The 24,414-nt window shown below is 67.4% G+C and carries 25 protein-coding genes; 8 read left to right on the top strand and 17 right to left on the bottom strand.

The genetic code is table 11. The features are described 5' to 3' along the window. The 3 genes from ON23_RS13855 to ON23_RS13865 form a co-directional block, all read left to right on the top strand. On the top strand, positions 1–464 hold a 464-nt coding region (locus ON23_RS13855), incomplete at its 5' end, for a CoA transferase (RefSeq protein ID WP_039778618.1). Beyond that, positions 461–1,171: a GntR family transcriptional regulator gene (locus ON23_RS13860; RefSeq protein WP_039778619.1), complete on the top strand. Its 711-nt coding sequence runs from the start codon at positions 461–463 to the stop codon at positions 1,169–1,171. The genes ON23_RS13855 and ON23_RS13860, both read left to right, overlap by 4 nt. A 3-nt stretch (positions 1,172–1,174) precedes the next feature. Next, on the top strand, positions 1,175–2,146 hold the full coding sequence (locus tag ON23_RS13865) for an alpha/beta hydrolase (RefSeq protein ID WP_051042677.1): 972 nt from the start codon (positions 1,175–1,177) through the stop codon (positions 2,144–2,146). A gap of 24 nt (positions 2,147–2,170) precedes the next feature. On the opposite strand, the gene ON23_RS13870 is transcribed toward ON23_RS13865, so the two are convergent. Beyond that, complete coding sequence (locus ON23_RS13870; protein ID WP_039778621.1) at positions 2,171–3,022, bottom strand: SDR family oxidoreductase; 852 nt, start codon at positions 3,020–3,022, stop codon at positions 2,171–2,173. Positions 3,023–3,110: 88 nt separating this feature from the next. On the opposite strand from ON23_RS13870, the gene ON23_RS13875 reads away from it, so the two are divergent. Then, positions 3,111–3,752: a TetR/AcrR family transcriptional regulator gene (locus tag ON23_RS13875; RefSeq protein WP_051042678.1), complete on the top strand. Its 642-nt coding sequence runs from the start codon at positions 3,111–3,113 to the stop codon at positions 3,750–3,752. Positions 3,753–3,766: 14 nt separating this feature from the next. Then, a complete protein-coding gene (locus ON23_RS13880) occupies positions 3,767–5,002 on the top strand; it encodes an NADH:flavin oxidoreductase (RefSeq protein WP_051042679.1) in 1,236 nt (411 codons plus the stop codon). Positions 5,003–5,116: 114 nt separating this feature from the next. On the opposite strand, the gene ON23_RS13885 is transcribed toward ON23_RS13880, so the two are convergent. The 10 genes from ON23_RS13885 to ON23_RS13930 all read right to left on the bottom strand — a co-directional run bounded on the left by ON23_RS13885 (position 5,117) and on the right by ON23_RS13930 (position 15,850). Then, complete coding sequence (locus ON23_RS13885; RefSeq protein WP_143860537.1) at positions 5,117–5,335, bottom strand: hypothetical protein; 219 nt, start codon at positions 5,333–5,335, stop codon at positions 5,117–5,119. A gap of 33 nt (positions 5,336–5,368) precedes the next feature. Beyond that, positions 5,369–6,649 (bottom strand): NAD(P)/FAD-dependent oxidoreductase, encoded by a 1,281-nt coding sequence (locus tag ON23_RS13890; protein WP_051042680.1) that lies wholly within the window; start codon positions 6,647–6,649, stop codon positions 5,369–5,371. Between the two features lie 2 nt (positions 6,650–6,651). Continuing rightward, positions 6,652–6,972 (bottom strand): 2Fe-2S iron-sulfur cluster-binding protein, encoded by a 321-nt coding sequence (locus ON23_RS13895; RefSeq protein ID WP_039778623.1) that lies wholly within the window; start codon positions 6,970–6,972, stop codon positions 6,652–6,654. A 10-nt stretch (positions 6,973–6,982) separates the two neighbouring features. Further along, a complete protein-coding gene (locus tag ON23_RS13900) occupies positions 6,983–8,212 on the bottom strand; it encodes a cytochrome P450 (protein ID WP_039778624.1) in 1,230 nt (409 codons plus the stop codon). A gap of 33 nt (positions 8,213–8,245) precedes the next feature. Continuing rightward, positions 8,246–9,151, bottom strand: coding sequence for an SDR family NAD(P)-dependent oxidoreductase (locus ON23_RS13905; RefSeq protein ID WP_174376485.1), 906 nt, complete (start codon positions 9,149–9,151; stop codon positions 8,246–8,248). Positions 9,152–9,196: 45 nt separating this feature from the next. Next, complete coding sequence (locus tag ON23_RS13910) at positions 9,197–10,144, bottom strand: SMP-30/gluconolactonase/LRE family protein (protein WP_039778626.1); 948 nt, start codon at positions 10,142–10,144, stop codon at positions 9,197–9,199. 232 nt (positions 10,145–10,376) lie between these two features. Further along, complete coding sequence (locus ON23_RS13915) at positions 10,377–10,910, bottom strand: VOC family protein (protein ID WP_039778627.1); 534 nt, start codon at positions 10,908–10,910, stop codon at positions 10,377–10,379. Positions 10,911–11,049: 139 nt separating this feature from the next. Then, positions 11,050–11,793: an ABC transporter ATP-binding protein gene (locus ON23_RS13920; protein WP_039778628.1), complete on the bottom strand. Its 744-nt coding sequence runs from the start codon at positions 11,791–11,793 to the stop codon at positions 11,050–11,052. 2 nt (positions 11,794–11,795) lie between these two features. After that, positions 11,796–14,567: an ABC transporter permease subunit gene (locus ON23_RS13925; RefSeq protein ID WP_039778629.1), complete on the bottom strand. Its 2,772-nt coding sequence runs from the start codon at positions 14,565–14,567 to the stop codon at positions 11,796–11,798. A 38-nt stretch (positions 14,568–14,605) separates the two neighbouring features. Next, positions 14,606–15,850 (bottom strand): ABC transporter substrate-binding protein, encoded by a 1,245-nt coding sequence (locus ON23_RS13930; protein ID WP_039778630.1) that lies wholly within the window; start codon positions 15,848–15,850, stop codon positions 14,606–14,608. A gap of 296 nt (positions 15,851–16,146) precedes the next feature. Here ON23_RS13930 and ON23_RS13935 point away from each other — a divergent pair, with 296 nt between their 5' ends. Further along, positions 16,147–16,923: an IclR family transcriptional regulator gene (locus ON23_RS13935; RefSeq protein ID WP_039778644.1), complete on the top strand. Its 777-nt coding sequence runs from the start codon at positions 16,147–16,149 to the stop codon at positions 16,921–16,923. On the opposite strand, the gene ON23_RS13940 is transcribed toward ON23_RS13935, so the two are convergent. Beyond that, positions 16,888–17,604 carry a PadR family transcriptional regulator gene (locus ON23_RS13940; protein ID WP_051042681.1) on the bottom strand — a complete coding sequence of 239 codons (717 nt, stop codon included), beginning with the start codon at positions 17,602–17,604 and terminating at the stop codon, positions 16,888–16,890. The genes ON23_RS13935 and ON23_RS13940 overlap by 36 nt on opposite strands. A gap of 104 nt (positions 17,605–17,708) precedes the next feature. Here ON23_RS13940 and ON23_RS13945 point away from each other — a divergent pair, with 104 nt between their 5' ends. Next, positions 17,709–18,056, top strand: coding sequence for a hypothetical protein (locus ON23_RS13945; protein ID WP_039778631.1), 348 nt, complete (start codon positions 17,709–17,711; stop codon positions 18,054–18,056). Continuing rightward, the gene (locus ON23_RS13950) at positions 18,049–18,738 is read left to right on the top strand and encodes a Dabb family protein (protein ID WP_039778632.1); all 690 of its coding nucleotides are present in this window, start codon (positions 18,049–18,051) and stop codon (positions 18,736–18,738) included. The genes ON23_RS13945 and ON23_RS13950 overlap by 8 nt, the downstream gene beginning before the upstream one ends. Here ON23_RS13950 and ON23_RS13955 read toward each other — a convergent pair. The 5 genes from ON23_RS13955 to ON23_RS13975 all read right to left on the bottom strand — a co-directional run. Further along, positions 18,718–19,584 (bottom strand): alpha/beta fold hydrolase, encoded by an 867-nt coding sequence (locus ON23_RS13955; protein WP_039778633.1) that lies wholly within the window; start codon positions 19,582–19,584, stop codon positions 18,718–18,720. The two genes, ON23_RS13950 and ON23_RS13955, sit on opposite strands and share 21 nt — an antisense overlap. A 240-nt stretch (positions 19,585–19,824) precedes the next feature. Continuing rightward, positions 19,825–20,604, bottom strand: coding sequence for a DUF8020 domain-containing protein (locus ON23_RS13960; RefSeq protein ID WP_143860539.1), 780 nt, complete (start codon positions 20,602–20,604; stop codon positions 19,825–19,827). Between the two features lie 18 nt (positions 20,605–20,622). Then, positions 20,623–21,384 carry a DUF8020 domain-containing protein gene (locus tag ON23_RS13965; RefSeq protein ID WP_039778636.1) on the bottom strand — a complete coding sequence of 254 codons (762 nt, stop codon included), beginning with the start codon at positions 21,382–21,384 and terminating at the stop codon, positions 20,623–20,625. A gap of 252 nt (positions 21,385–21,636) precedes the next feature. After that, complete coding sequence (locus ON23_RS13970) at positions 21,637–22,611, bottom strand: LacI family DNA-binding transcriptional regulator (RefSeq protein WP_039778638.1); 975 nt, start codon at positions 22,609–22,611, stop codon at positions 21,637–21,639. Positions 22,612–22,789: 178 nt separating this feature from the next. Then, on the bottom strand, positions 22,790–24,414 hold a 1,625-nt coding region (locus ON23_RS13975), incomplete at its 5' end, for a glycoside hydrolase family 3 C-terminal domain-containing protein (protein ID WP_039778646.1).

Raw genomic sequence — 24,414 nt, forward strand, 5'->3', positions numbered from 1 at the left:
CCGCCGACGGCGACTTCTTCGTCAGCGCAGCCAACGACCGCCAATTCCGTTCGCTGACACAGACTCTCGGTGTACCGGAGCTCGCCGACGAACCACGCTTCGCATCCAACGCGCAGCGGTACGCGCATCGGGAGGAGCTCGTCGCACTGCTCGGCGAACGGATCGCGGCGTGGCCCCGGGCCGAACTGGCCGCCCGGCTGGAGCAGGCCGGTGTCGCGGCAAGCTCGGTGAACACTGTCGACGAGGCTTTGCAGTCGGCGCAGGCCCGGCACCGCGAGCTGTTCATCGAGGCGCCGGACTATCGCGGCGTCGGGGTACCGATCTCGCTCAGCCGGTCGCCGCACCGCCGCCCCCGACCCGCGGTCGCCCGCGGCGCCGACACCATATCGGTGCTGACCGCGATGGGTTATCCGGCTGAACGAATCGGTGCCTGGCGCTCGGCTGGTATCTTCGGGGACCCGTGAGCAAACCGACTGAAAGTCCCGCCCCGACGAGCCGCGAAGTCGGCCGAGCCGCCGGGCGGGTGGTCGCGGAACTGGAGCGGCTGATCGTGACCGGGGAGTTGCTGCCCGGCCAGCCGATCCGCCAAGTACTCATGGCCGAACGCCTCGGAGTCAGCCGGTTGCCCATCCGCGAAGCCCTGCGGCATCTGACCGCCGAAGGCCTGGTGGCGCACGAACCCAATGTCGGCTACACGGTCGCGCGGCTGCAGCAGTCGGACTTCGACCAGATCTACCTGATGCGCGCCGCCCTGGAACGCGAGGTGCTGCTGTCACTGCCCGCGTTTTCCGCCGACGCTCTCGCGGAAGCCACCCGCGCCGCGCACCAGGTAGTCGAAGCAGCCGAACAGGGTGACGTGCTCGCGATGCGCATGCACAACCACGCCTTCCACTTCGTGATCTTCGAACGATCGCCACTGAATCTCATCGTCGCCGAGATCCGCCGGCTGTGGACTCTCGCGATGCCCTACCACGCCGCCTACCTGTACGACCCGGCCGCGCGCGCCCGCGTCGTGGCCGAACACGACCAGATGATCGAAGCGTTGACCCGCCACGACAACGAACGGCTCGTCGAGCTGATGAACGAGCACCGCCGCGGCGGAGAGACCAGCACCGGGATGATGTTGCGCGCCACGCGAACCGGCGCGCCTCCCGTACCTCTCGAGGAGTGAACCGTGACCGCATCAAGCGGGTACAAGCCCTACCAGTTCGCCTGGGATCCCGATGTCGAAGTGATTCTCGAGCGAGTCCGCGCGAACAAGTCCGGCCCCATGCACGCCGCCGGAGTCGACGCCGCACGCCGGTCCCTCGAATCCATCGTGCGCCCGCCCGGCCCCGACATGCGCACCGTGCGCGACGCCACCTTCGACGGCCCGCACGGTGCGGTCCCGGTGCGGGTCTACCATCCGCTGACCGCGCCGGAATCCGATGCGCCCGCCCTGGTGTGGTTCCACGGCGGCGGCATGATCATGGGCACGTTGCAGTCCTTCGACCGCCTCGCCCGCGATATCGCCGACGCGACCGGAGCGGTGCTGTTCAACGTCGACTACCGCCTCGCCCCGGAGTATCGCTATCCCGTCGCCAACGACGAGGCGTACGCGGCGCTGTGCTGGGCCGTCGACACCGCATCGAACTGGGGTGTCGACGCGACCCGTATCGGTGTCGGCGGAGACAGCGCCGGCGGCGGACTCGCCGCCGCCACGACACTGCGCAGCCGCGACGACAACGGCCCCGCGATCGCGCAGCAGGTGCTGTTCTACCCCGGCGTCGAGCGCCGCACCGACCGCCCCTCGATGCGCGAGTTCGGCAGCTCCCCCTTCCTCACCGCCGAGGACATCGACTGGATGAAAAGCCTCTACCTCGGCCCCGATCCCTCGACCGACGACGCCTATGGCGTTCCGGCACTAGCGAATTCGCTCGCCGACCTGCCACCGGCGATCATCGCCGTAGGCTACGCGGACCCGATCCGCGACGGCGTCGAAGCCTACGGCGACCGGCTCCGGGAGGCAGGCGTGCCGACTGTGCAACTGCGCTATCCGGGTGTGGGTCACGGATTCGCGATGCAGGCACCGTCGGTGGCACGGGGGCGGGCGGCGATCGCCGAGGTGGGCGCGCTCGTCGCTGCCCGGTTCCGGCAATCCCGTTGATGCGGCGGGGCCATTTCAGGCTGGTCAGCGGGCGCTGAACCCCCGGAAACGCCGGAGGTAGCCGGCGATCTTCCGGACCGGGACGGCGCGCGGCCAGTCGTCGGCCCGGAAGTATGCATCACTGCCGCCGTCAACGAAAACCACACTGCCGCAGAGGAACCGCGCTGCATCCGAAAGCATGAACAGCACCCAGTCCGCCAGGTCGCCGGCGTCGCCGAAACCGCCGATCGGCACCGGGAACTGGCGGATGGCCGCGGCTTCTCGTGGAGTGGCGAGTTGTTTTTCCAGCAGCGGCGTCAAGATGGCGCCGGGCGCAAGCACGTTGAGCCGGATCCCTTCGCCCGCCCAGGCGGCGGTGACGGCCTGGCGCCGGACCCAGCGGCTCACCGCGATCTTCGATGCCGCGTAGGCGAACGAGGGCGCGTTCTGGCCGAATATCCGCACCGCGCGCAGAGCCTTGTCGGTATCCCCCGCCAGCAGCGCGCGGATGGCGCGGCCGGGGACCGCGGGCGTGGTCGTGGTCGCGTTGCTGCCGAAGACCACTACCTTGGCATCGGTCGCCGCGGCCAATAGCGGCCGCCAGCCCTGCAGTAGCTCGATCACGCCGCGATAGTTCACCTCGTAGATCAGGCGCGGGCGTTCCGTACCGGGAGCGGGGCCGACCCCGGCTGCCATGACAGCACCGTCGAGATGGCCGTCCACTACGGCGAGAACGCCATCGACAGCCGCGCGCCGGCCCTCGGCGGTGGACAGGTCTGCGACGACTTCCGCGTCGCGCAGGTCGACGCCGACCACGGTGTTGCCATCTCGACGAAGCTTGTCCGCCACCGCTCGTCCCATTCCCGATGCCGATCCGGTCACGACATAGACACCCATCGCTTGCCTGCTTTCCGCTCTGCCTACTGCTGCTTCTGCGACTCCGCGCAATATTGACACACTACGACAAAAATGGTGAACTGTGGCCATGCCCCCGAACACCGCAGCTCGGCGCGGGCGCGGGCGTCCGTCGGTGCTGGACACTCGGGCGGTCGCCGAAAGCGCGCTTCGCCTGTGGTCCGAACGCGGATACTCGACGACCAGCTGGAGCGATCTGGCCGATGCGACCGGCATCAGCGCCCGAACTCTGCTGCGTCACTTCTCGTCTCGTTCGGATATCGCCTACCTCGGTGTCGAGCCGGCCACGAGCAGGCTTCGCGATGCCCTCGGTAAGGCCACGGACGCGGACGATCCGTCGGCTGTCATCCGCGCGGCCGTCGTCGAATCGGTCTCGCACGACCCGAGGATCAGCCGGATCGCGCCGCACTGGTTGCGCCTGATCTCCGCCGAACCGGAGCTCGCCGCCATCGCGCCACTGGCCTACCGGCCGTGGATCGACACGCTGGCGACCTACATCTCCGGTGTTCTCCCGGACGCACCACTGGCGATCTGCCGCGCGCTCGCTACCGCCTATCAGGCCGCTTCCTTCGCCGCACTCGTCGAATGGGCCGATGGCGGCGCAGAGGGCGACTGCGCGGATGTGGTCGACGAGATGTTGCGCTGGATGGATATTCACGCTCCCGTGGGCGTCCGGGGCGACCGCAGCACTCCCGCCACCAACCAGCCCTGACAAGGAGTCCCACCATGTCCGTCACCCCCACGCCCACACCCCCAGATCCTTTGGCGCCGGCCACCCTCGGCCCGATCCGGTTGCGCAACCGCGTGATCAAGTCCGCGACCTTCGAGGGGGTCACCACCGACGCCCTGGTCACCGACGCGTTGATCGATTTCCACGTGGCCGTCGGCGCGGGCGGGGTCGGCATGACCACCGTCGCCTACCTGGCGGTCTCACCCGAGGGCCGCACCGAACGCGACCAGATCTACTGGCGCCCCGAGGCACTCCCCGGACTGCGACGACTCACCGAGGCGGTGCATGCCACGGGCGCCGCGATATCCGCGCAGATCGGGCACGCGGGTCCGGTCGCCAACTCACGTTCCACCGGTCTGCCCTCGCTGGCCCCGTCGACGCGACCGAATCCGTTGTCGATGAGCCTGGATCGCGCCGCGACAGAAGCAGATATCCGGCGGATCATCGACGATCACGCTCGCGCGACGCGGTACGCGATCGAGGTGGGATTCGACGCGGTGGAGGTCCACCTCGGGCACAACTATCTCGCCAGCTCGTTCCTCAGCCCGAAGATCAACCGCCGCAAGGACTCCTGGGGCGGCCCGCTCCACCGTCGCGCGGAGTTCGCCCGCCGAATTCTGCAGGCGGTACGCGAGGCAGCGGACGGACAGATCGCGGTGCTGGCGAAAATGAACATGGCCGACGGCGTTCCCGGCGGTCTGTGGCTCGACGAATCCCTGGTCTTCGCGCAGATGGTGGAGAGCGACGGCCATGTCGACGCCTTGGAGCTCACCGGCGGGTCGTCGCTACTCAACCCGATGTACCTGTTCCGGGGCGATGTCCCGATCCGTGAAATGGCCGAGACCCAAAGCGGTCTGGTGAAACTGGGCATGAAGATGTTCGGCCGCTTCGTGTTCGAGCACTACCCGTACGCACCCCTCTACTTCCGTGACTACGCACGCCAGTTCCGCAACGAGCTGGACATGCCGCTGGTGCTGCTCGGCGGTATCACCGACCTCGCGGGCATGAACACCGCGATGAGCGACGGGTTCGAGTTCGTGGCGATGGCGCGGGCACTGCTGCGTGAGCCGGATCTGATCAATCGCATCCGAGCGGAGTCGTCGAAGACGTCGCTGTGCATCCACTGCAACCTGTGCGCGGCCAGCATCTTCACCGGCACGCGTTGCCCGCTGGTGAGCACCGACGTCCGGAGCGATGTCACCGACGAGAAGCCGCTCGGTCTGTCCGTGTGACCGCGTTCGAGAGATCTCCCATCGCCGAGGACCGCTCGGCGATGGGATGTTTCGACGAATCCGGCGCGGAGCTACAGGCGGGTAGCGGCCTTCCCGGCGAGTGCGCAACGGCGCTCAGGACCACAATCCAGCGCACGGCAAAGGCGGCAGATCGCGGCACACGTCGTCATCGACGGTGACCATGAGATCCGGCGACAGTTGCGTCAGCGCGCACGCCACGTCGCGTGCCTGCTCAGCACTCGCCTTGTAGTCGAGCGTCAACGCACCGGCTTCGATGCGGATGTGACGCAACCGCGACGCCACCCGAGGGTGGCTCGAGATCAGCTTTGCCATAACAGATTTCCGTACAATCGCGATGACACTGACCTAGCTCCGCATCGGAGCCAGGAGCTTCTTGAGCGGAACGGCCGTGTCCGCCAGGTCCTTCGGTCCCGGCCGATGCCCGCGGCTCAGCGCCGACCGCAATGCCACGAAATCCGCTGGGGAGTTGAGGCATTCGGCGGCAACCAGCGCATCGTCGGTGAAGTACAGCGCTACCCGCCGATGCGGACGCTGCGGATCGGTACGAACCAGCATCGACGTGTGCCCACCGATGAGGCCGGCGATCTGCAACTTCTGATCGCCCTGATCCGACCAGAACCATGGGGCGGGCCGCTGCGGGCACGGTTCGCCCAGCAGCACCGCAGCAGCCGCATTGGCCTGCTCGACCGCATTGTCCACCGATTCGAGCCGGTAGCGAGCGCCGGACTCGGATACATGGGTGGTGCAGTCGCCGATGGCTAGAGTCCACCTGTCCGAGGCCAGACAGTGCCGGTCCACGAGGATGCCGCCGTCGCAGTCGAGTCCGAGTTGCTCGGCGAGCTCGGTCCGGGCCTCGGCGCCGATCCCCACGAGGACCGTCGCCGCCGGGATTTCGCGGCCGTCGTCGAGCCGCACCGCATGAATCCTGTTGTCGCGGTGCTCGATCGACACCGGCAGCGCTCCCAGCACCACGTCGGTCGCCATCGTTCGGTGAGCGGCGAGCAGGGCCGCAGCGGTGTCGGCGCCCACCGCCCGCGCGAGCAGCCGCTCCCCTGCCTCGATCACGGTCACCTCGGCTCCGAGTGCCCGCGCCGTCGCGGCGACCTCGAGACCGACGAAGCCGCCGCCGACGACCACGACGGGCCCGGCCGGCACCCGCGCAGCGAGCGAACGGGCATCGTCGAGGTCGCGTAGCACCAGCACGTCGGGATGATCCGCGCCCGGCAGCGGCAAACGCCGCGGACGCGCGCCGGTCGCCAGCACCAGCCGGTCGAATTCCCGGATCGAATTCTCACCGTCGCGGATGAACCGCACCTCGACGCCGACCGGGGTGCGGCTCAGGTGCGTAACCCGGGCACCGACGATCAGTTCGATCTTCTGGTCGCGGTAATAATCCGGCTCGCGCAACAGCACCGAGTCACCGGTGGCCTCACCCTTCAGCCACGCCTTCGACAGCGGCGGGCGCTGATACGGCAGATGCGGCTCATCCGAGATCAGCGTGAGCTCACCGGTGAAGCCTCCGGCGCGGAGGCGATCGGCGAGCTGCACGCCGGCGTGTGCGGCGCCGACCACCACCACACCGTGGGGCGGCGCCTGCACATCGGTCCCGTTCTGCGATTCGGTCATCGTCAGACCTGCTCGTCGGGAATGGTCACGTGCAGATCGACACCGTCGGACAACGTGAGCTGGCACGACAGCCGCGAGTTGTCCTCGCGATCGGAGGCCGTGCAGTCCAGCATCTCGTCCTCGTCCTCGGACGGATCGGCGAAGTACTCCATTTCGCCTGGCTCGAGATACACGTGGCAGGTCGCGCACGACAAGGTTCCGCCGCATTGGCCGACGATGCCGTTCACACCGTTCTTGACCGCAGTCGACATCACCGAATCACCGACGGCACCGTCGACGACCCGCACCTGGCCGTCGGGCTGGGTGTAGAACACTTTGGGCATCGGCACGCTCCTACCAGGTGACCGGCAGATCGACGATCGGCTGGGTGAGGTTGTCGTTGTCGACGACCGCCTCACCGTGCAGTGTCAACCCGGGCAGCCGCTTGAACAGCTCGGCCAGCCCGACCTGCATCTCCATCCGGGCCAGGGGCGCGCCCAGGCAGTGGTGCAGCCCGTAGCTCAGCGTCAGATGCGGGTTGTTGCTACGCCGGATATCGAAGACGTCGTCGTGTTCGAGGGCCACACCGTCGTGCGCCACCGCCGCCGGGTCGACCATCACGGCCTCACCGCGCGCAATCAGCTGACCGTCGATTTCCACATCCTCGGTGGCGACGAACGGCACCAGGCCGCCACCACCGGCGACCTTGTCCCCCAACGCCATTCGACCGTGGCGCAGAATCTCCTCGACGGCGGTCGGCGCCATGCCGTCCGGATCCTGCAGGAACAACTCGAGCTGGTCGGGGTTGCGCAGCAGCGACAGCACACCGGCGCAGATGAAATTCGCGGTGTTGTCGAATCCACCGATGATGAGCACCAGCGCGATCGGCAGAATCTCGCCGTCGGTGAGGCTGTCGTCCTTGTCGCGGGCATTGGCCAGGTCGCTGAGCAGATCCTCGCGCGGGCTCTTCCGGCGTTCCTCGATCAGCGCCATCATGTACACGACCAGTTCGGTCATGTTGGCGACGACTTCTTCCTCGGGCATATTCGCCACCGCGAGAGTCGCCGAACTCCACTTCTGGAACTTCGGGCGGTCCTCCGGCGGCACCCCGAGCAGATTGGCCAGCATCTGGATCGGCAGGGCGACGGCATAGTCGTGGACCAGGTTGGTGGGCGCGCCCTTGGCAACCATCTCGTCGATGAGATGGTTGGCGAACTCGACGGCCGAATCCCGCATCGCCTTCACTCGCTTGGGCGAGATCGAGCGCTGCACGAGCTTGCGCAGTTTGGTGTGATGCGGCGGGTCCTCGAATTGCAGTGTCGTCCTGAGGAAGTCGGGGAATTCCACGAAGTAGGGAACCACCCGTTCGCCGGTGCGGAACGGTTCGCGCACGAACCGCCCGTCACTGAGCATCTCGCGGGCGGCCGCGTTGCGGTGGATGACCCACACGTCGCCGCCGAAAGGCATCGTCATCTTGGTCATCGGCCGGTCCGCGGCGATGGCCCGGTAGCGATCGATGGCGTCCTTCGGCGGCACCGGCTCGAAGGGGTATTCGGTCGGGCTGACCGTTTCGGTTGTGCTCATGAGCAAACTCCAGTCGGGTGCTGTCGAAGGTGTTCAGGACACCGGCATCTGGGCCGGCGCGACGACCTGCGGCAAGGCGTCGGGGGTGATCGCCATGATCTGGTCGAACCGCTCGGCGACGCTTTCGATCGTCAGGCCGGGGTCGTGGATGCCGACGGTGTTGACCAGTGCCAGCCGGTTCACGATGCCGCCGGCCACGTTGAACACCTCACCGGTGACATCGCAGCTGGGGTGCAGCAGGTAAGCCACCACGGGTGCGATGTGCTCGGGCAGCAGCGAGGTGCGCATGTATTCCATGATTTCCGGCGACAAGGTGTCGGCGGCCGCTTCGGCCATGCGGGTGCCCGCCCCGGGAGCGATGGCGTTCACCTTGATGCCCTTGTCCAGCCCTTCGAGGGCGAGGTTGCGGGTCAGGCCGAACACCGCGCCCTTGGAGCCGCCGTAGTGAGCCATATCGGGGTTACCGAGCATTGCGCCCGAGATTGTGTTCACGATGCGCGGCGAGTGTGCCCGCAGTAGGTGCGGCCACGCCGCCCGGCACACGCGCAGGGTGCCGAAGTAGTGGACGTCGAGGTGGCGCTGATACTCCTCGTCGGGCACCTCGTCGAACGGCGCGGTGCGGACGATGCCGGCGTTGTTCACCACGCCGGTGAGCCCGCCGAAGGCCGAGACCGCCGCCTCGACCAGGGCGTGGGCGCCGTCCTCGGTGGACACGTCGGCCGCGCATGCCACCGCTGTGCCGCCGGCGGCGGTGATCTCGTCGACCACCTGCGCGGCCGGATCGTCACCGTCCACGCCGGAACCGTCGATGCTCGCGCCGAGGTCGCCGACTACGACCGAGGCGCCCCGCGAGGCGAGCAGCAGCGCGTGGGCGCGGCCGATACCCCGGCCCGCGCCGGTCACGATGACGACGCGATCGCTGAAATCCAGTGTTGCCATTATCTTTTCCTCGAGCTCTGTGAATTCGGTGGGTATCGGACGGGATCAGGGACGGGTGTCGCCGCCGTGCTGCGGCACGTCCGCCACCCAGATGCCACCGAGCGCTTCCCGAGCGGACTTCTCGAAATCGAAGACCTCGTAACCAGCGGTCAGGTACAGGGTGCTGCGATCGGGACCGCCGAGCAGGCAAGCCGAGGCGATGCCGTTCTCCAACGGCAGCGACACGGCGTCGGTGATGCCCTGCTCGGTGAAGCGCGCGACATATCCGCCGCCGGGCATGGCCGCCCAGACCCCGCCCTCGGCGTCGAGGCCGATCCCGTCCGGCATGAACGGGCAGGTGGCGAACTCTCGCGGATTCGACAGTGTGCCGTCGGCAGCGCGGTCCATCACGGTGATCTTGAAGGCCATCACCTCGGCGGTGTAGACCCGGGTCCCGTCGGCGCTGACGGCAATCCCGTTGGCGCACAACAACGGACCGACCTTCTCCGGAGTGCCGACGGTGCCGTCCGGTTCCACCACGATCAGCGGTGACGGAACGGGATCCTCGCCCTTGAACAGATCGAAGCCGAGCTGGGTGATGTAGGCGCGCCCGTCGGCGTCGACGACCATGTCGTTGGCCGCGGCCGGGCAGTGCTCGGAGATGTCGGCGTACACCGACAGGTCCTCGGGGCCGCCCCCGCCGTGGATCAGCACCAGCTTCTCGTGCATCGACACCACGATCAGCCGCCCGTCGGGCAACCAGCCGAATCCGCCCAGCACGATCGGCACGTCGGTCTTCGCCGCCCGTGCGTTCGCGTCGACGACGACGGTCGCGTTGCCGGCCGCGTCGAGGGTCTTCAACGTTCCGGTGTACATATCCGAGAACCAGAAGGTCCCTTCGTGCCACCGGGGGCACTCCGGCCAGGAGTATCCGGTCGAGATCCTGCGGGCCTCGTAGGTCGGAGCTTTCGCCGCCGCGACAGCGGCGGCGACGGTGTCGACGGGATTGGTCATTGTGAGGCCCTCCAGCAACGGTGATAGGGACGGAAAGTTGGTGCAGCCGTGGTGTTATCGGCTCCACCGCACATGTGAGCCACGGCTACCGCCGGATGCGAAGGCGTGCCCCGAGAGGCCAGTGCACCCGGTTCACGGCGGTGAACTGGGTCACAAGCACGTGGCATGACAGGACGATAGGTTTCCGCGATCGGCGTCAGCCGACACCCTCCCATTCAGCGGGAGAGGTCTGTCAGAACTCGTCCGCGTACCGCGCCGCGATGCGCTCCCACACGGCCGGATCGGTGCGGGGGCCACCCGGAGTGGACGCGCCGTAGCGCTCGATCTCGGCTGCGAGATCGAGCGGAGCGGTCGGTGGCGTGCCCGGTGCCAGGGCCTGCTCGACGCACTCGTCGGGCACCAGCCAGCACACCTCGAATTCGATCCCGTCGGGATCGCGCCCGTAGAGAGCCTTGGTGGAACCGTGGTCGCCGGCGCCGGTCAATGCCCGTGCCGCGACGAGACGTTCGTGCAGTGCCGCGAGTTCGGTGAGGGTGTCGACCTCCCACGCCACGTGATAGAGGCCGACAGCGCCGGGCACCGGCGTCGCGCGGTCCCGGGACTGGAACAGTCCGAGGTCGTGATCGTTGGCCGAGTCCGCGTGGCGCAGAAAGGCGGCACCGGCAAATGCGCCGGGAAGCCGCCGGAACCCGAGGACGCTTTCGTAGAAGTCCAGGCTGCGCCGTAGATCCGACACGTAGAGCACGACGTGATTGATCCCGCGCATACCCGGCCTTTCTCGACGACGACACCACCGGCGCACACAGCGTGACAACGGTAGTACCGAAATCCTTCCTCGAACCTACCGGCGAACGCGGATCACATCCCGCAGAACGGAACAGCGGGCCGGACGGTTCGAGAACGACTCAGGAGGCCGCTGCCGCGGCCGTATCCTCGGCTGCTTCACCGAGGTATGCCCGCTCGATCCGGCGTGGATCGGCACGCAGCGCTTCGGCGGTATCGGAATCGGCCACCGTGCCGTGCACGAGAATCGCGGCTCGGTCGGCGATCCCCAGGGCCAGGTGCACATGCTGTTCGACCAGCAGCACACTCATTCCGTCGTCGGCGAGTGCCCGCAGCACGTCCAGGATTTCGCGGACGATGACCGGGGCCAGTCCCATACTGAGTTCGTCGATGAGCAGCACCTTGGGGCGCTGCAGGATCGCCCGGCCGATGGCCAGCATCTGCTGCTCGCCGCCCGACAAGCGCCCGGCGTCGACCGACAGCCGCTTCTCCAGGGCCGGGAAGTACTGCAGCACTTCGGGTATCGCCGTCCGGCGCCGAGCGCGCTCCCCCACGGCGAGGCGCAGATTGTGCCGGGTACTCAACTGCCGGAACAGCGCCCGGTCGTCGGGCACCAGTACGACTCCGGCACGCACCGCGGCTCGTGGGCGTCCGCTGACGATGTCGGCGCCCTCGACCCGCATCTCACCGCCCGCGCGGGGCAGCAGTCCGGCCAGGGTCGAGAGCAGCGTGGTTTTGCCCGCCCCGTTCGGCCCCAGCAGGCAGGTGATCTCGCCGGGGCGCACGTCCAGGTCCACACCGCGCAGGCATGGTCGTTGCTTGATGTAGCCGGCACTGAGGTCGCGACATTCCAGCACTGTTGTCATGGCTATGCCTCCTGCGTGGTCAGAGCGCCGGACTGCAATTCGGGCACTGCTTCGGGATCCACCTTGACGGTGTCGGACGAGACGCCGAGGTAGGCGCGCAGCACCTCCGTGTTCGTTCGGATCGATTCCGGTGGGCCACTGGCGATCACCTTGCCCAGATCGAGCACGATCACTCGATCGCAGATGGTGAGCACCAGCTCCATATCGTGGTCCACCAGCAGAATCGCGGTGCCGCTGTCGCGGACGGAACGCAACTTCTCGCCGAGCCAACGGCTTTCGTTGTTGTCCAGGCCCGCGGCGGGTTCATCGAGCAGTGCCACCGCGGGGGCGGCGGCCAGCACGCGTGCCACCGAGACCAGTTGCCGCTGCCCCTGCGACAGCGAGGCCGCCGCGACATCGGCCATGTCACCGAGTCCGAGTACCGCCAGCGTGCGGGAAACCAGCTGGGCAACAGGCACTGTCGACTGCGATCGGGCGGCGCCGACCCGGACGTTCTCCGCGACGGTGAGATCGTCGTAGAGTTCCACATCCTGAAAGCTGCGGCCCAGGCCCGATCGAGCGCGGACGTGAGGCGGTGCATCGGCGATGGCGGTGCCGTCCAGTGTGACCGCCCCGCTCGCCGACGCGAATCCGGTGACGGCGTCGATCAGGGTGGTCTTTCCGGCGCCGTTCGGCCCGATCAGGCCGACAATCTCTCCCGGGAACACCTCGAAGGTGACATCCGACAGTGCGGCCACCGCACCGTAGGACACGCTGACCCCGTCGACCGACAGTAGCGGGACGCCGGCGGCGCGTGGCGGTGCGGGCTCGGCCACCGCCACCTCATCGGACGGAGTGTGGTCGCGGCGGCGCAGCGCCGGCCACGACACCCGCGGCAGGCGGCTGGCGATACCGTCGGGATTGGTCATCACGGTGATGATGAGCAGAATCCCGCTCAGTACGGCGTAGTAGTCACCGATGTGCAGGAAGCGGTCCACCAGCAGGTAGACCACACCGCCGGGAGCCATGAGACCGGCCAGGATCGCGCCCGTGATCGAGGTGACGCCGGCGACGTACATGATCGCGAACAGCCCGATGCCGGCGAACACCGCGAACGGCTCCGGCGTGGCAAGAGTCTGTTGATAGCCGAGCAGTGCACCCGACAAACCAGCGATGAACGCGCCGATCGCGAAGGTGATCAGTTTGGTGCGCGAAACGTCGATGCCCGCGGCCGCCGCCGACCGTTCGTTGGCGCGCACGGCGAGCATGTCGGTACCGAGGCTGCTGCGGCGCAACCAGGCGACACCGAGTCCGACCACCGTCAGGACCGCCAGGCACAACACACCGAACGCGATGCGCGGATAGGCATGTCCCGCACCGATTCCGAGGTCGATGCCGAACAGCCGGGGGTTGTCGATCGGCGCACCGGCGACACCGCCGTTGAGATCGGAATTGCGGAACCAGAACGCTTCGACGAAGACCGCGAGCGCGAGCGTGACCACGGTGAGGGGCAGGCCACGCACCCGTAGCGCCGGCAGGCCGACCACCACGCCGACAACGGTCGCGAACAGCGCGGACAGGATCGGCGCGAACGGAAACGGTATCCCCACATGCTGGTTCAGCACACTCAACGCATAGGCTGACACACCCGCGAGCGTGAGCTGGGCCAGCGAGATCTGACCGGCATACCCGGTGACCACCACCTGTGACAGGGCGAGCACGCCGAAGATGATGCTGCTGACGACGGCGGCCCGGTAGCTGCCGGACGTCGCGGTCAGCGCCACGACGGCGACCACCAGCGACAGCACAACGGGTATCGCGATGTGGTCGGGGCGCGGGGCGCGTCCGAGGGCCTTGCGCACCACGCTGCCGCGGTCGGGCAGCGGCCTGCCCTTCACGACCAGGAATCCCAGGATCAGCAGCAGCGAAATCGCTTCGGCCGTACCGGACTTCGGCATCCAGCTGTAGAGCCCCTGCAGATTGGTGGCCTCGGCCTGCAGGGCGCCGATCACGATGCCCGCGGCCACGGTCAGCCAGATGGAACTGAAATTGCCCACCAGGGTGGCCGCCAGCGCCGGCACGATGAACATGGAATAAGCGACCGGATTCAGCGCCACCAACGGCGCGATGAGAATGCCACCGAGGCCCGCGACCACCGAGGACAGCGCCCAGTTGCTGAACGCGATTCGGTCCGGAGACAGTCCGGTCAGGTAGGCCCCCTTCTCCGATTCGGCGGCCGCCTCGGTCGCTACACCGAAGCGGGTGAAGCGGAACACGACCGTCGCGACGATCGCGATGCCGATGATCGAGACCGCGAGCCAGATCCGGTCGGTGGGCACGGTGCGGTCCCCGATCCGGAAGGTGTCGAGCGCGAAAATCGGCTGGACGGAAACGAGTCCGGTGCCGACCCGCTGCGCGATCAGGGCCTGGATCACGATCATCAACCCGATCGATGCCACCGCCTTGGCCACCACCGACGCGGTCCGCATCGGCCGGAACACCAGCGCGTAGCAGAGCACGCCGAGGACGGCGGCGAAGACCAGAGAGATCGCCATGGCCGGGGCGACACCCAGTGGCCCACCGAGATGGACGGACTTGGGCAGTCCCGGTATCGGAACCAGCAGCTCCCCCTTGCGGAGCAAGGCGTAGGTGTACGCGGTGTACAGCGCGACCGTGCCGGTCGCGAAGTTCACCACACCGGAGCTCTTGAACGTCATTACGAGCGCGAGTCCGATGGCCGCGTACACGGCCCCGTTTCCGAGGCCGAGTACGAGGTAGGAAAGGTGGTCTGTCATGGCGATCTCTCTGGCCGAATCCCGTTGTTACCCTTGACCTATCCGGTCACTTGGAGGTCCACCGGGACACCCTTGTCGTTGATCGTGCCGATCAGCATCTGATGCGAGCAGATCGACGGCATCTGCGGCACCGCGGTGCCGTTGCAGGTGAACGTGATCCCGCCGCCGGCCGGCATCTCGACGTTCTGCGCCGCCTTCAGCGCCTGCTTGATGCTCGCCGCATCGGCCTGTCCCTGCAGATTCTTGGTGGCACCCACCAGCGCCATGACGAGCTGGTAACCGGAGGACGCCGCGCCGGTGACGTTCAGATCCTTCGCGTACTGCTGCAGCACCGAGCGGTAGAGCACCGAATCCGGGCGATCGGACAGGTAGTCGGTGGCGGTGATGCCGATGCTGCCCTTGACGGTGTCCATTCCGATGATGTTGGTGACCGACGGATCGAGGCAGGTCGGGATGTAGACCTTCTGCACGTTCGGATCGGCGGTCTGGATCGCCTTGTACACCGAGGTGCAGGTTCCGGCGTCGGCGATGACGCTGACACCGTCCGGCTTGGCGGACAGTCCCGAGGTGACCAGTGGGGTCGGGTCCGGTACGCCGAGGGCGATCGGCACCACCTTCAGGTCGACACCGGCCCCTTGGAAGATCGGGGCACCCATCGCGTTGATCATGGCGCCGATACCGCCGCCGTCACTGGCGAAGATGGTGAACGTCTTCATGTTCTGTTTCTTGGCCGCCTGAGCCATCGCGGTGATCGACCCGGGCAGCCCGGCCGACAGCGATGACGACTCCGGCGAGGTCAGCTCCACCTGCGACACACCGTTGAGGGTGACGTAGGGGATCCCCGCTCCCGCGACGATCGGCACGATGGCCGCGCCCTGCGAGGTACCCGGCGACAGGACGGCCGCCACCTTCTGTTCGACCAGTTCGTTGGCGCACTTGGTCGCCGAGGTGGGTTCCTCCTGCTGCTTGCACACGACCAGGTCGATCGGATGACCGGCGAGCCCACCGGCGTTCTTGTTCACATACTGGACCGCGGCCTCGGCCCCTTGACGCATCTCCGGAATCGAGACGACCGCGCCGCCCTCGGTGGAGACGAATCCGATCTTCACCGGCGTACCGGAGGCCGGGTTGTCCGGCAGCGACGTGGTCGAGGCACCGGCGATCGCGCTGTTGCTCGACGTGTCGTCGCTACTACATGCGCTCGCACCCAGGGCCCCGACCAGGGCCAATACGCTGATGCCGGCAAGTGTTCGCCGGTGGCGAGCAAGTCCGCCGAGTTTCATGATTCGAGATCTCCTTCTGCGAGGAGGAGCCACGCCGAGTGATCGTCGGCACACCGGGCTCCTCGCATGATGTGCATCACATATCGATGTCAGCGGCGATTATGTGCGGATCGATCACCCGGTCACGGGCGACGGTTCCCATTCACCGGGACAATTGCTCGCAAAAGTTTCCGCGCAACTCCGCTGCGACTACAGCAAACTCCGTGAACCGCTTCACAGATCGAGGCGGATGTGCGACTATTTTCTAATTGAAATAGGCACGTCAGATCGTTGCCGTGGTCAACGAGGAGCACAGCATGACCGTTACGCAGGAGATTCACGCGGCCGAGGCGAACACCCCCAGCAATATCCTCGACCGGCTGACTCTCGTCCTCGACGCCTTCGACGGACACGAAAGTCTCGGCCTGACCGAGATCGTGTCCCGGACCGGACTGCCGCGCTCGTCGGCGCACCGGATGCTCGATCGGCTGGTTCGCCTGCGCTGGTTGCAGCGCCAGGGCCGCAGCTACAGCCTGGGAATCCGGCTCGTCGAACTAGGCTCGCTGGCAGTCCATCAGGATCGGGTGCACGCCGCGGCGCGTGAACACCTGCATCACCTCTACCGGGCCACCGGCATGGTGGTGCATCTCGCGGTGCTCGACGGGGCCGATGTGGTGTATCTGGACAAGATCGGCGGCCGCTTGGCCGCGCAGGTTCCGACGCGCATCGGCGGCCGCCTGCCCGCCGCCCGCACGGCATTGGGCAAAGCTCTGCTGGCATACGACAGCCACGACGAGCCCGGTGGCCGGCTGGTCCGGCAACTGGGCTACGCCGTCGAACGCAACGGGGCACCGACCGGTTTCGGGTGTATCGCCGCACCGATCGGAGAGGTGGGCGAGGCCAAGACCGCGGTATCGATCTGCGGTCCACTCAACAAGATGTCGTTCGACAGCCGGATGACCACGCCGGTGCAGCTCACCGCCGCCGCGATCGTGCGCAGCCTCAACGCCGGCCGATTCGTGACTCCGACGTTGCAGCGCAAGAACATTCTGCGGTCGCTACCGACCGCTCCCTCCGTCCTCGCCGAAGGCTGACCGGTCGGGCGCGGTCTCCGCATCCGGGTCGTCGGCGCCCACGGCACGCCAACTTCCGGGATGACGCGGTACGGGAAGTCCGTATTCATCGGTCACAACCGAGGAGCGATAGTGCTCGGCCGCGGCGTCGATATCCGCGAGTAGCTGCTCTGCCAGTTCGATCTCGGCTTCGAAATAGCGCTGCGACCAGCGCAGACTCATCTGCGTGAACGACCACCCAGGCTCCGGATCCGACCGGTCGGCGTGCCGCCCGGCCCGCCGCGCACGCTCACGGAGGTTGTCGATATGGGTCCTGACGATGCGCTTCAACTGCTCCGGATCGTGCAGGTGTCCCATCCACAGGCGAAGCATCACACCATGTTTGAGTACCGGCATATCGACCTCGGAATCGCGCGACCAGTTCCGCAGCGCGCGCAGGCCGGCCTCGGTGATCCGGTACAGCCGCCGGTTGCGCACGCCTTCGTCGGCCACCAGCCGGGACTGCACCAGCGACAACTCCTCGAGCTTTTTCAGTTCACCGTAAATCTGGCTGACCGAGGGGCTCCAATAGAAGAATCCGATACTCCAGTCCGCCCATTTCTTCAATTCGTTGCCGGTCAATTCCTCACCGAATGACAACATGCCCAGCACCGCCCAGCTGGTAGCCGGCAAGTTGGGATAGGAATCGACGTCAGCACCCATAATGGCCGAGCTTACAAGCCATTCCGGGCCCTTTGCCCCCGGCCGCTCCCGGCTGACGGGAACGAGATCATCGAGTCGGCGGCGCACCGCTTACGTTGAACACCATGAGCGACAGCACCATCTACATCATCGACCGGATAGTGCTCAAACCCGGCCATGCGCGCGCTTTCATCGACGCGTATTTGAGCGAATACGCCCCCGGCGCGCGGCAACGCGGTCTGACATTGGACCGCGTGCTGGTCAGTCCGCCGGCCTGGATCGATGCGGAGAGCAATGTCGTCACCGCGACCTGGACCGTCGAGGGCCCGCAGCAGTGGTGGGCCGCGGCGGTGCAGGGACGCCACGATCCCGGATACGCGCAATGGTGGCAGTCGGTCTCCCCCATGATCGTCGAACGCTCCCGGTCCATGGCCGCCGCGGCCGACGCTGTGGAAGGACTGTGCCATGTATAAGGTGACCCGCCTACTGCATCTGAACGACACCGGCGACCGGGCAGCGGTGCTGCGCACCGTCACCGCCGCGGCCGATTCCATCCACGCTCGATACGGTCTCATCGCGCCCACCCTGCCCGGCGCACGCAACGGCGGCGACATCCTCGTCCACTTGCAATTCGAGTCGGAATCGGAATGGTCGCGCTGGCGGGCACCGATCGACGCGGCGACCACCGACAGCTCCATCCGCCACGTCGACGCCGCCGAATACGTCGGTGGATCACCCGGGCAGGACCGTACGGGACGCCGCGGACCGTCGGAACCGGCGTCGGTGTACCGGACGTTGCTCCTGCGCGTGGACGACTCCGCGTCGCCCACGGAACTGCGACGGTTCGAACACGCGATGCTGCAGATGCCCGCACATCTGCCGGGAATCCGCGCGTGGCAGCTCAGCCGCGTCACCCACGCTGCCGGGTCGACGGCCTGGACCCATGTGTGGGAGCAGGAGTTCGCCGATATCGACACGCTGCTCGGGCCCTATATGAATCATCCCGTGCACTGGGGACATGTGGACCGGTGGTTCGATCCGGAATGCCCCGAGCACATCGTCAAAGACCGTGTGTGCCACAGCTTCTGCGCGATGTCGGCGCCGGTCATCTCCGACACGACGCCGACCGCACTGTCAGCGGCGAAGGAAGGCTAGAACCGCCGCCTCCCACGCTTGCTTCTGCTCGATCATCACCCAGTGCCCGCAATTGGGGAAGATGTGGATCTCACCGTGAGGCAGCAGGCGCATCGGGATCAGCGCCATGTCGACCGGGCTCACGCGATCGTCACGACCCCAGGTCACCAGGGTCGGCACCGTGAGCCGGCGCAGTTCGGCCCATCCCGGTGTCACATCCGCCGAGCGCATGGACTCGGCCATGCGCGCCAGCGCGGCACTGCCGTACATCCGGCGTGAATTCTCCAGCGTCGCCGGATCGGTGGCCTGGTCCCAGCGTTCCTGCACCAATTCGTCGGTCACCAGCGCCTGGTCGAACACCATCGACCTCAGCCAGGCGATGAGGGCCTCTTTGCTGGGATTGTCGACGAACTCGCTGAGCCGGATGATCCCCTCCCCCGGCTGCGGGCTGAACACGGGCGTTCCGATGCCGCCGATCGTGACCAACCGCTCGACCCGTTCGGGTGCGGCGAGTGCGAAATCGGTCGCGACGAAACCGCCCATCGAATTACCGATGATGCGGACCCGGTCGAGCCCGAGACCGTCGAGAAATGCCGTGACCGCGGTCCGGGCGGAAACCATCGGGTGCGGCGCCCCGAAGTCGTCGCTGACCCCGAATCCGGGGAATTCGAGCACGTAGGTCCGGTAGTGCTGCGCGAAGGTGTCCAGGTTGCCGCGGAAATTGCGCCAACCGGTGACACCGGGACCGGAGCCGTGCAGGAGCAACAACGGTGGACCGTCACCACTTTCCCGGTAGCGCAGTACACCGTGTTCGGTCCGTAGTTCACGAAGTTCGGGGATCGCATCGGTTTCGACAGCTGTACTCATACCGCGAGCCTGTCATCGCCCCGGCGGCTGCCGACTCCGAGTTCCCGGTGAGCGGCACACCGGTCCGGACCGGTCCGGATTCGCCGCGGCGAGCGAGCGAATCAGCTTGGGCGCGTGGATATGTCGGCACGAGCCGCATGGCGTGCAGCATGGCGGCCGAAGTAGGAAAGGATGCCCCCGTCGTACGAACGAGTACGGCCACCCCCGCACGGGGGTGGCCGCTGCCGGGTAATTATCGGGTCAGCCCCCGGAGCCGGTGCCGCTGCCGGACCCGCTCGAAGATCCCGATCCGATTGCGAGTTGCGGGAAGCGGAAGTTGGGGTCCGGCACACCCGCACCGTTGAGACCCTGATTGTTGTACCGACTCTGACCGGGTGGCGTCTGCACAGTGTCCAAGTAGTTCCACAGCGCCCACCCAGCGGTGGGACCACCGATCAGGAGGGTGCCGAGAACGCCACCGCCGGCCGCGAAGGCGCCGACGATCGGCAGCGCGGTGGCCAGGCAGGCCACCGTCAGCACCGCACACGATGCCACCGCCACCACCAGGCCGACGATAGCGCCGACCGTGGCACCGGCGAACGGGCCGGCAAATCCTGCCATGCCCATCTTGGCGGCGCCGTCGTTGGCGGCCATCTGGTTCTCCAGGGGGGATGCCACCGGCTGAATGCCGGTGGTGTCCGGAGTGAGCGCCAGCCGACGGCCGTCCGCCGAAACCTCGGCGGCGATCGGATGGGTGCGACCATCGATGTCGAAACTCAAAGGGATGGAGGCGATTTCGGCACCAGATGCGTTGCGGACCTGCACCGCGGCACCGTCCGCGGCGAGGGCGAAACTGCCGGCGTCGAGGTCGGTGACCACCGACTTGCCCGCCACTTTCGTCTGCTGTTGCACCGTATCGGAGGACGCGGTAGCGGACACGGGCGGTGCGGTAGCACCGCCGTCGGCTTGCGCGGTAGCAGAGGTCACTGCCACAGCCGCCGTGGCCAACAGGGCGGCCGCGGTCCATGTGCGAATAGTCATTCCGTCACCTGGCCGATCTCAGGGTGCCGGCTGCGGCGCCGGCTGCGGAGCACCCGGGGCATTGCCCGCCAGTGCCGGAATCTGACTGGCGTAGATGCTCTGTCCCGGTGGCGCATTGAGGGTGTTCACGTAGTTCAGTGCCGCGGGAATGACACCACCGGCGCCACCGATATCCAGGCCGATGATGCCGCCCACGCCCGCCACCAGCGCCATGATCGGCAGCACGGCGACCACACATCCGAGGCTGAGGACAACACAGGACGCGCCGGCCAGCACGAATCCCACGCCGGCGCCGAGCACCGTGCCGATGACCGTGCCGACCAGACTGCCGATAGTCAGCCCGAATGCCGCGGCATTGATCAGGTCGTTCATGGCGAGCTGGTTTTCCAGCGGTGTCGCGACCGCTTTCACCTGCGGACGAACCACAAGCCCGGCCACGTCCGGGGTCAGGCGCAGCGTGGACCCGTCGGCGGAGATCTCCTGGCGAATCGGGCGGCGCTCACCATCGAAACTGAACGACAACGGAAGCGATTCCAACGTTCGCCCGGCGGCGTCTCGAACGGAGATGGAGTCACCGGCGGCAACGAAGGTGCCGCCGTCGGCGAGGGTCGCCACCACGGTCTTGTCCTCGATGCGGGCGTCGTAGTGCACACCCTGGGCCTGCGGCGCGGACACGCTACCGGGCGCCGGGGCCGGGGCGTCTGCCCCGGCGGTCGCCGTCGCGGTGGCGACCACGGCAGCGGCCATCACAGCCGCGATGGTGGTCTTGCGTACGTTCATCTGTCCCTCATCCTCGAAGGTCGGTCGGATCGACACGTGACTAGCTCGTGCTAGTGGCGTAGCTTACAACCACTGCGACGCCGATCACAAGACCGTTCGCCTGCGCATGGATGCCAATGCGCCGACGACAGCGACCGCCGCAGTTTCACAAGCGCACGCTGGGGCCGCCCGATTCGCCGGGCACGCAGGCATGATTGGGCTACGCGCGTCCGGACAGCGAATCCACTGGCCGGCAACCGAATTCGCGAGCGCCTAGCTCGATTCCCGACGCCGCACCGTCATTGTCGGCAACACCGGCTCCGGCGCCGCCGGAATACGGCCGGCGGCATGCAGAGCCACCGCCGCGGTGTACCGGGCCATCGCGGCGGCATCCATCCGCACGCTCGACAGCGACGGCACGAAGGCCTCCGCCAGCCGGGTGTCGTCGTGCCCGATGACCGCCAGCGGCGCCGGAACTCCGATACCGGCGCGCAGCGCGGCACCGACGACGATCGCGGCGACGGTGTCGTTATAGGCGACCACACCGGTGATGCCGTCGTCACGCCAGCGCTGAACCTGCTCGACCGCGGAGCTGTCGCCGGGTCTGACCTCGGCAACCGCAAGAGGTTCGAGTCCCAGCCTCGCCGCGACCGCTCGGGCTTCGGCGATGCGGGCCTGCACCAGATCCGCCAGCCGATCATCCCGAGCGGCGGCATAGGCCAGGCGGCGATGGCCCAGCGCGTGCAGGTGCTCGATTTGCAGAGCCACGCCGGCCACCGCGGCTTCGGACGCCGCGACCGTGCCGGTCACGATCTGGCGGACACCGCTCGCGCGTAGCGAATCCTGTTCGGCCGCATCGAAATCCGCCACCCCAATCACAATGTCCGGCGTCACCGTTTCCCACAACGGCCGCGACCGGTCGGCCGAACGGCGGGTATAGGTGATCAACGAATATCCGGCATCGTCGAGCGCGACGGCCAATTCGTCGAGATAGTCGGCGACGCTGTCTTCGATCGGCCAGTCCGGCAACACCAGCAGCACCAGATGACTGCTGCCCCGCCGCAGCGTCTGCGCGGCGCGATTGGGCCGATACCCCAGCCGCTCGGCCTCCTCCAGCACACGTCGCCGGGTCTTCTCGGGGATCGTCTGCCCCGGGGTGTTGTTCAGAACGAAACCGACAGTGGCGCGCGACAGACCGAGTGAGCGGGCGACGTCGGACGCCGTGACACGCTGCTTCGCCGCCGGCACCGACCATCACCTCCCGTAACGAGTTCGGCGAGAGGGAACGCCGAACCTCCAAGATCATACGCTAGCACGTGCGAGGAGTCGCAGACAGGACCGCTGCGACACCTCAAAATGCCCTGCCGCCCTGCCGAATGCGCGTGGGTTCGAAGCATTCGGTGTCCCTGTGGGCGACCCGCCTCGTTCAGGCGCCCGCGGGCGCGGTCCTACTGAGTTCGATGAGCGAATGCAGGGCATCGTCTTTTAGTTCGACGCCAGTGAAGGCGACGAACTGCGACATAGGCATCGACGAGATCATCTCCAGCAGATGCATATTCGCCTCGGCCTCTTGCCGCTGCTCGTCGGTCAGCCCGGCGGCCATGGACTCGAGCAGCCGAGGACCCACCGTGGGATGTCCGAACCACTCACCCACAGTGGACTCCAGTGACAACTCGAGCAGCTGGGCATCCCCGGCGAGACTGACCGCGCGTTCGGCGACGATCCGTTCTGCGTTCTCTCCGATCTGCACGACGTACTCACCGCCGGCCACCGCCCAGTCGCCACGTTCGACGTCGTAGTACGCAAAGGCTCGTCGGTCCAAGGCCAGTTCGACGGTCTGGGCGGCCCCCGGGTCGAGAGCCACCTTGGTGAAGGCGCGCAATTCCCGGGCCGGACGGCGTACGGGTCCGGCGCTGGTGGCAACGTACAGCTGTACCACGTACTTCCCGGCCCGGTCGCCGATATTGGTCACGGTGACCCGCGCCGTCGCCGTGTCGGGGCCGTGTACGTCGACTTCGAGGCCGGAGACCGCGAATTCGGTGTAGGTGAGTCCGTGTCCGAAGGGGTAACGCACCGGCAGGCCGACGGTCCCGTAATAGCGGTAACCCACCATGACGCCCTCGCCGTAGCGCACCTGCCCGGCTTCGCCGGGGAAGTTGAGGTAGCTCGGATTGTCCTGCAGCCGAAGCGGAATCGTCTCCGCCAACCGGCCCGACGGCGCGGCGACGCCGAACAACAGGTCCGCCAGCGCACCGCCGCCGGCTTGTCCCAGCAAGAACCCGTCGAGAATTGCATCGACCTCGTCGTGCCAGCCCTCGAGGCTCACCACACCACCGTGGGAGAGCACCACCACGGTCCGTTTCGCCACCGCCGCGACGGCCCGGATCATCGCGATCTGCTCGGCCGGCAGCTCGATACCGCGCCGGTCGTACCCCTCGGATTCGGTGGTCTCGGCCAGTCCCGCGAAGACCACTGCGACATCGGACCCCGCTGCCGCGGCCAGCGCCCCGCTGTCCAGGCCGGCGGCATAGTGCACGGTCTGATCACGCGCGGTGGCCAACTCCCGGATCGCAGCCAGCGGCTCGTCGACCCGGGTCGGATTGATATGCGAGCTACCGCCACCCTGATACCGAGGCTCGCTCGCGAACGTTCCGATCACGGCGATCGTCCCGAGGTCCGGGCCCAGCGGAAGCAGACCGCCGTCGTTCTTGAGCAACACCACGCATTCGGCGGCGAGCTCACGAGCCAGGGCATGGTGGGCATCGAGGTCGACGGAGATCTCGGCATCGCCTGCCGCAGTGGGCTGCGCCTCGGCCAGGGCCGCCACGCGACGGGCCGCGGCCGCTACGAGGTCCGGGGTCAGGGCACCCGAGCGAACTGCCGCCACGATCTCCTCCGCGCTGCGCGGATTCCCGGGCATCTCCAGGTCCAGCCCCGCCGCCAGCGCGGCGACCCGGTTGTGCACCGCCCCCCAGTCGGAGACCACCGCACCGTCGAACCCCCACTCCTCGCGCAGGATCTCGGTGAGCAACCACCGATTTTCCGCCGCGT

The organism is Nocardia cerradoensis NBRC 101014, assembly GCF_000308535.1.
GTDB classification, from domain to species: Bacteria; Actinomycetota; Actinomycetes; order Mycobacteriales; family Mycobacteriaceae; genus Nocardia; species Nocardia cerradoensis.

Excerpts from the sequence above, each read along its gene's own strand:
- ON23_RS13870 (WP_039778621.1), bottom strand. The coding sequence starts at position 3,022 with ATGGGTGTCTATGTCGTGACCGGATCGGCATCGGGAATGGGACGAGCG.
- ON23_RS13950 (WP_039778632.1), top strand. The coding sequence starts at position 18,049 with ATGTATAAGGTGACCCGCCTACTGCATCTGAACGACACCGGCGACCGG.
- ON23_RS13915 (WP_039778627.1), bottom strand. The coding sequence starts at position 10,910 with ATGCGCGGGATCAATCACGTCGTGCTCTACGTGTCGGATCTACGGCGC.
- ON23_RS13895 (WP_039778623.1), bottom strand. The coding sequence starts at position 6,972 with ATGCCCAAAGTGTTCTACACCCAGCCCGACGGCCAGGTGCGGGTCGTC.
- ON23_RS13920 (WP_039778628.1), bottom strand. The coding sequence starts at position 11,793 with ATGACAACAGTGCTGGAATGTCGCGACCTCAGTGCCGGCTACATCAAG.
- ON23_RS13935 (WP_039778644.1), top strand. The coding sequence starts at position 16,147 with ATGACCGTTACGCAGGAGATTCACGCGGCCGAGGCGAACACCCCCAGC.
- ON23_RS13965 (WP_039778636.1), bottom strand. The coding sequence starts at position 21,384 with ATGAACGTACGCAAGACCACCATCGCGGCTGTGATGGCCGCTGCCGTG.
- ON23_RS13880 (WP_051042679.1), top strand. The coding sequence starts at position 3,767 with ATGTCCGTCACCCCCACGCCCACACCCCCAGATCCTTTGGCGCCGGCC.
- ON23_RS13960 (WP_143860539.1), bottom strand. The coding sequence starts at position 20,604 with ATGACTATTCGCACATGGACCGCGGCCGCCCTGTTGGCCACGGCGGCT.
- ON23_RS13890 (WP_051042680.1), bottom strand. The coding sequence starts at position 6,649 with ATGACCGAATCGCAGAACGGGACCGATGTGCAGGCGCCGCCCCACGGT.
- ON23_RS13885 (WP_143860537.1), bottom strand. The coding sequence starts at position 5,335 with ATGGCAAAGCTGATCTCGAGCCACCCTCGGGTGGCGTCGCGGTTGCGT.
- ON23_RS13905 (WP_174376485.1), bottom strand. The coding sequence starts at position 9,151 with ATGGCAACACTGGATTTCAGCGATCGCGTCGTCATCGTGACCGGCGCG.
- ON23_RS13900 (WP_039778624.1), bottom strand. The coding sequence starts at position 8,212 with ATGAGCACAACCGAAACGGTCAGCCCGACCGAATACCCCTTCGAGCCG.
- ON23_RS13945 (WP_039778631.1), top strand. The coding sequence starts at position 17,709 with ATGAGCGACAGCACCATCTACATCATCGACCGGATAGTGCTCAAACCC.
- ON23_RS13940 (WP_051042681.1), bottom strand. The coding sequence starts at position 17,604 with ATGGGTGCTGACGTCGATTCCTATCCCAACTTGCCGGCTACCAGCTGG.
- ON23_RS13925 (WP_039778629.1), bottom strand. The coding sequence starts at position 14,567 with ATGACAGACCACCTTTCCTACCTCGTACTCGGCCTCGGAAACGGGGCC.
- ON23_RS13930 (WP_039778630.1), bottom strand. The coding sequence starts at position 15,850 with ATGAAACTCGGCGGACTTGCTCGCCACCGGCGAACACTTGCCGGCATC.
- ON23_RS13910 (WP_039778626.1), bottom strand. The coding sequence starts at position 10,144 with ATGACCAATCCCGTCGACACCGTCGCCGCCGCTGTCGCGGCGGCGAAA.
- ON23_RS13875 (WP_051042678.1), top strand. The coding sequence starts at position 3,111 with ATGCCCCCGAACACCGCAGCTCGGCGCGGGCGCGGGCGTCCGTCGGTG.
- ON23_RS13955 (WP_039778633.1), bottom strand. The coding sequence starts at position 19,584 with ATGAGTACAGCTGTCGAAACCGATGCGATCCCCGAACTTCGTGAACTA.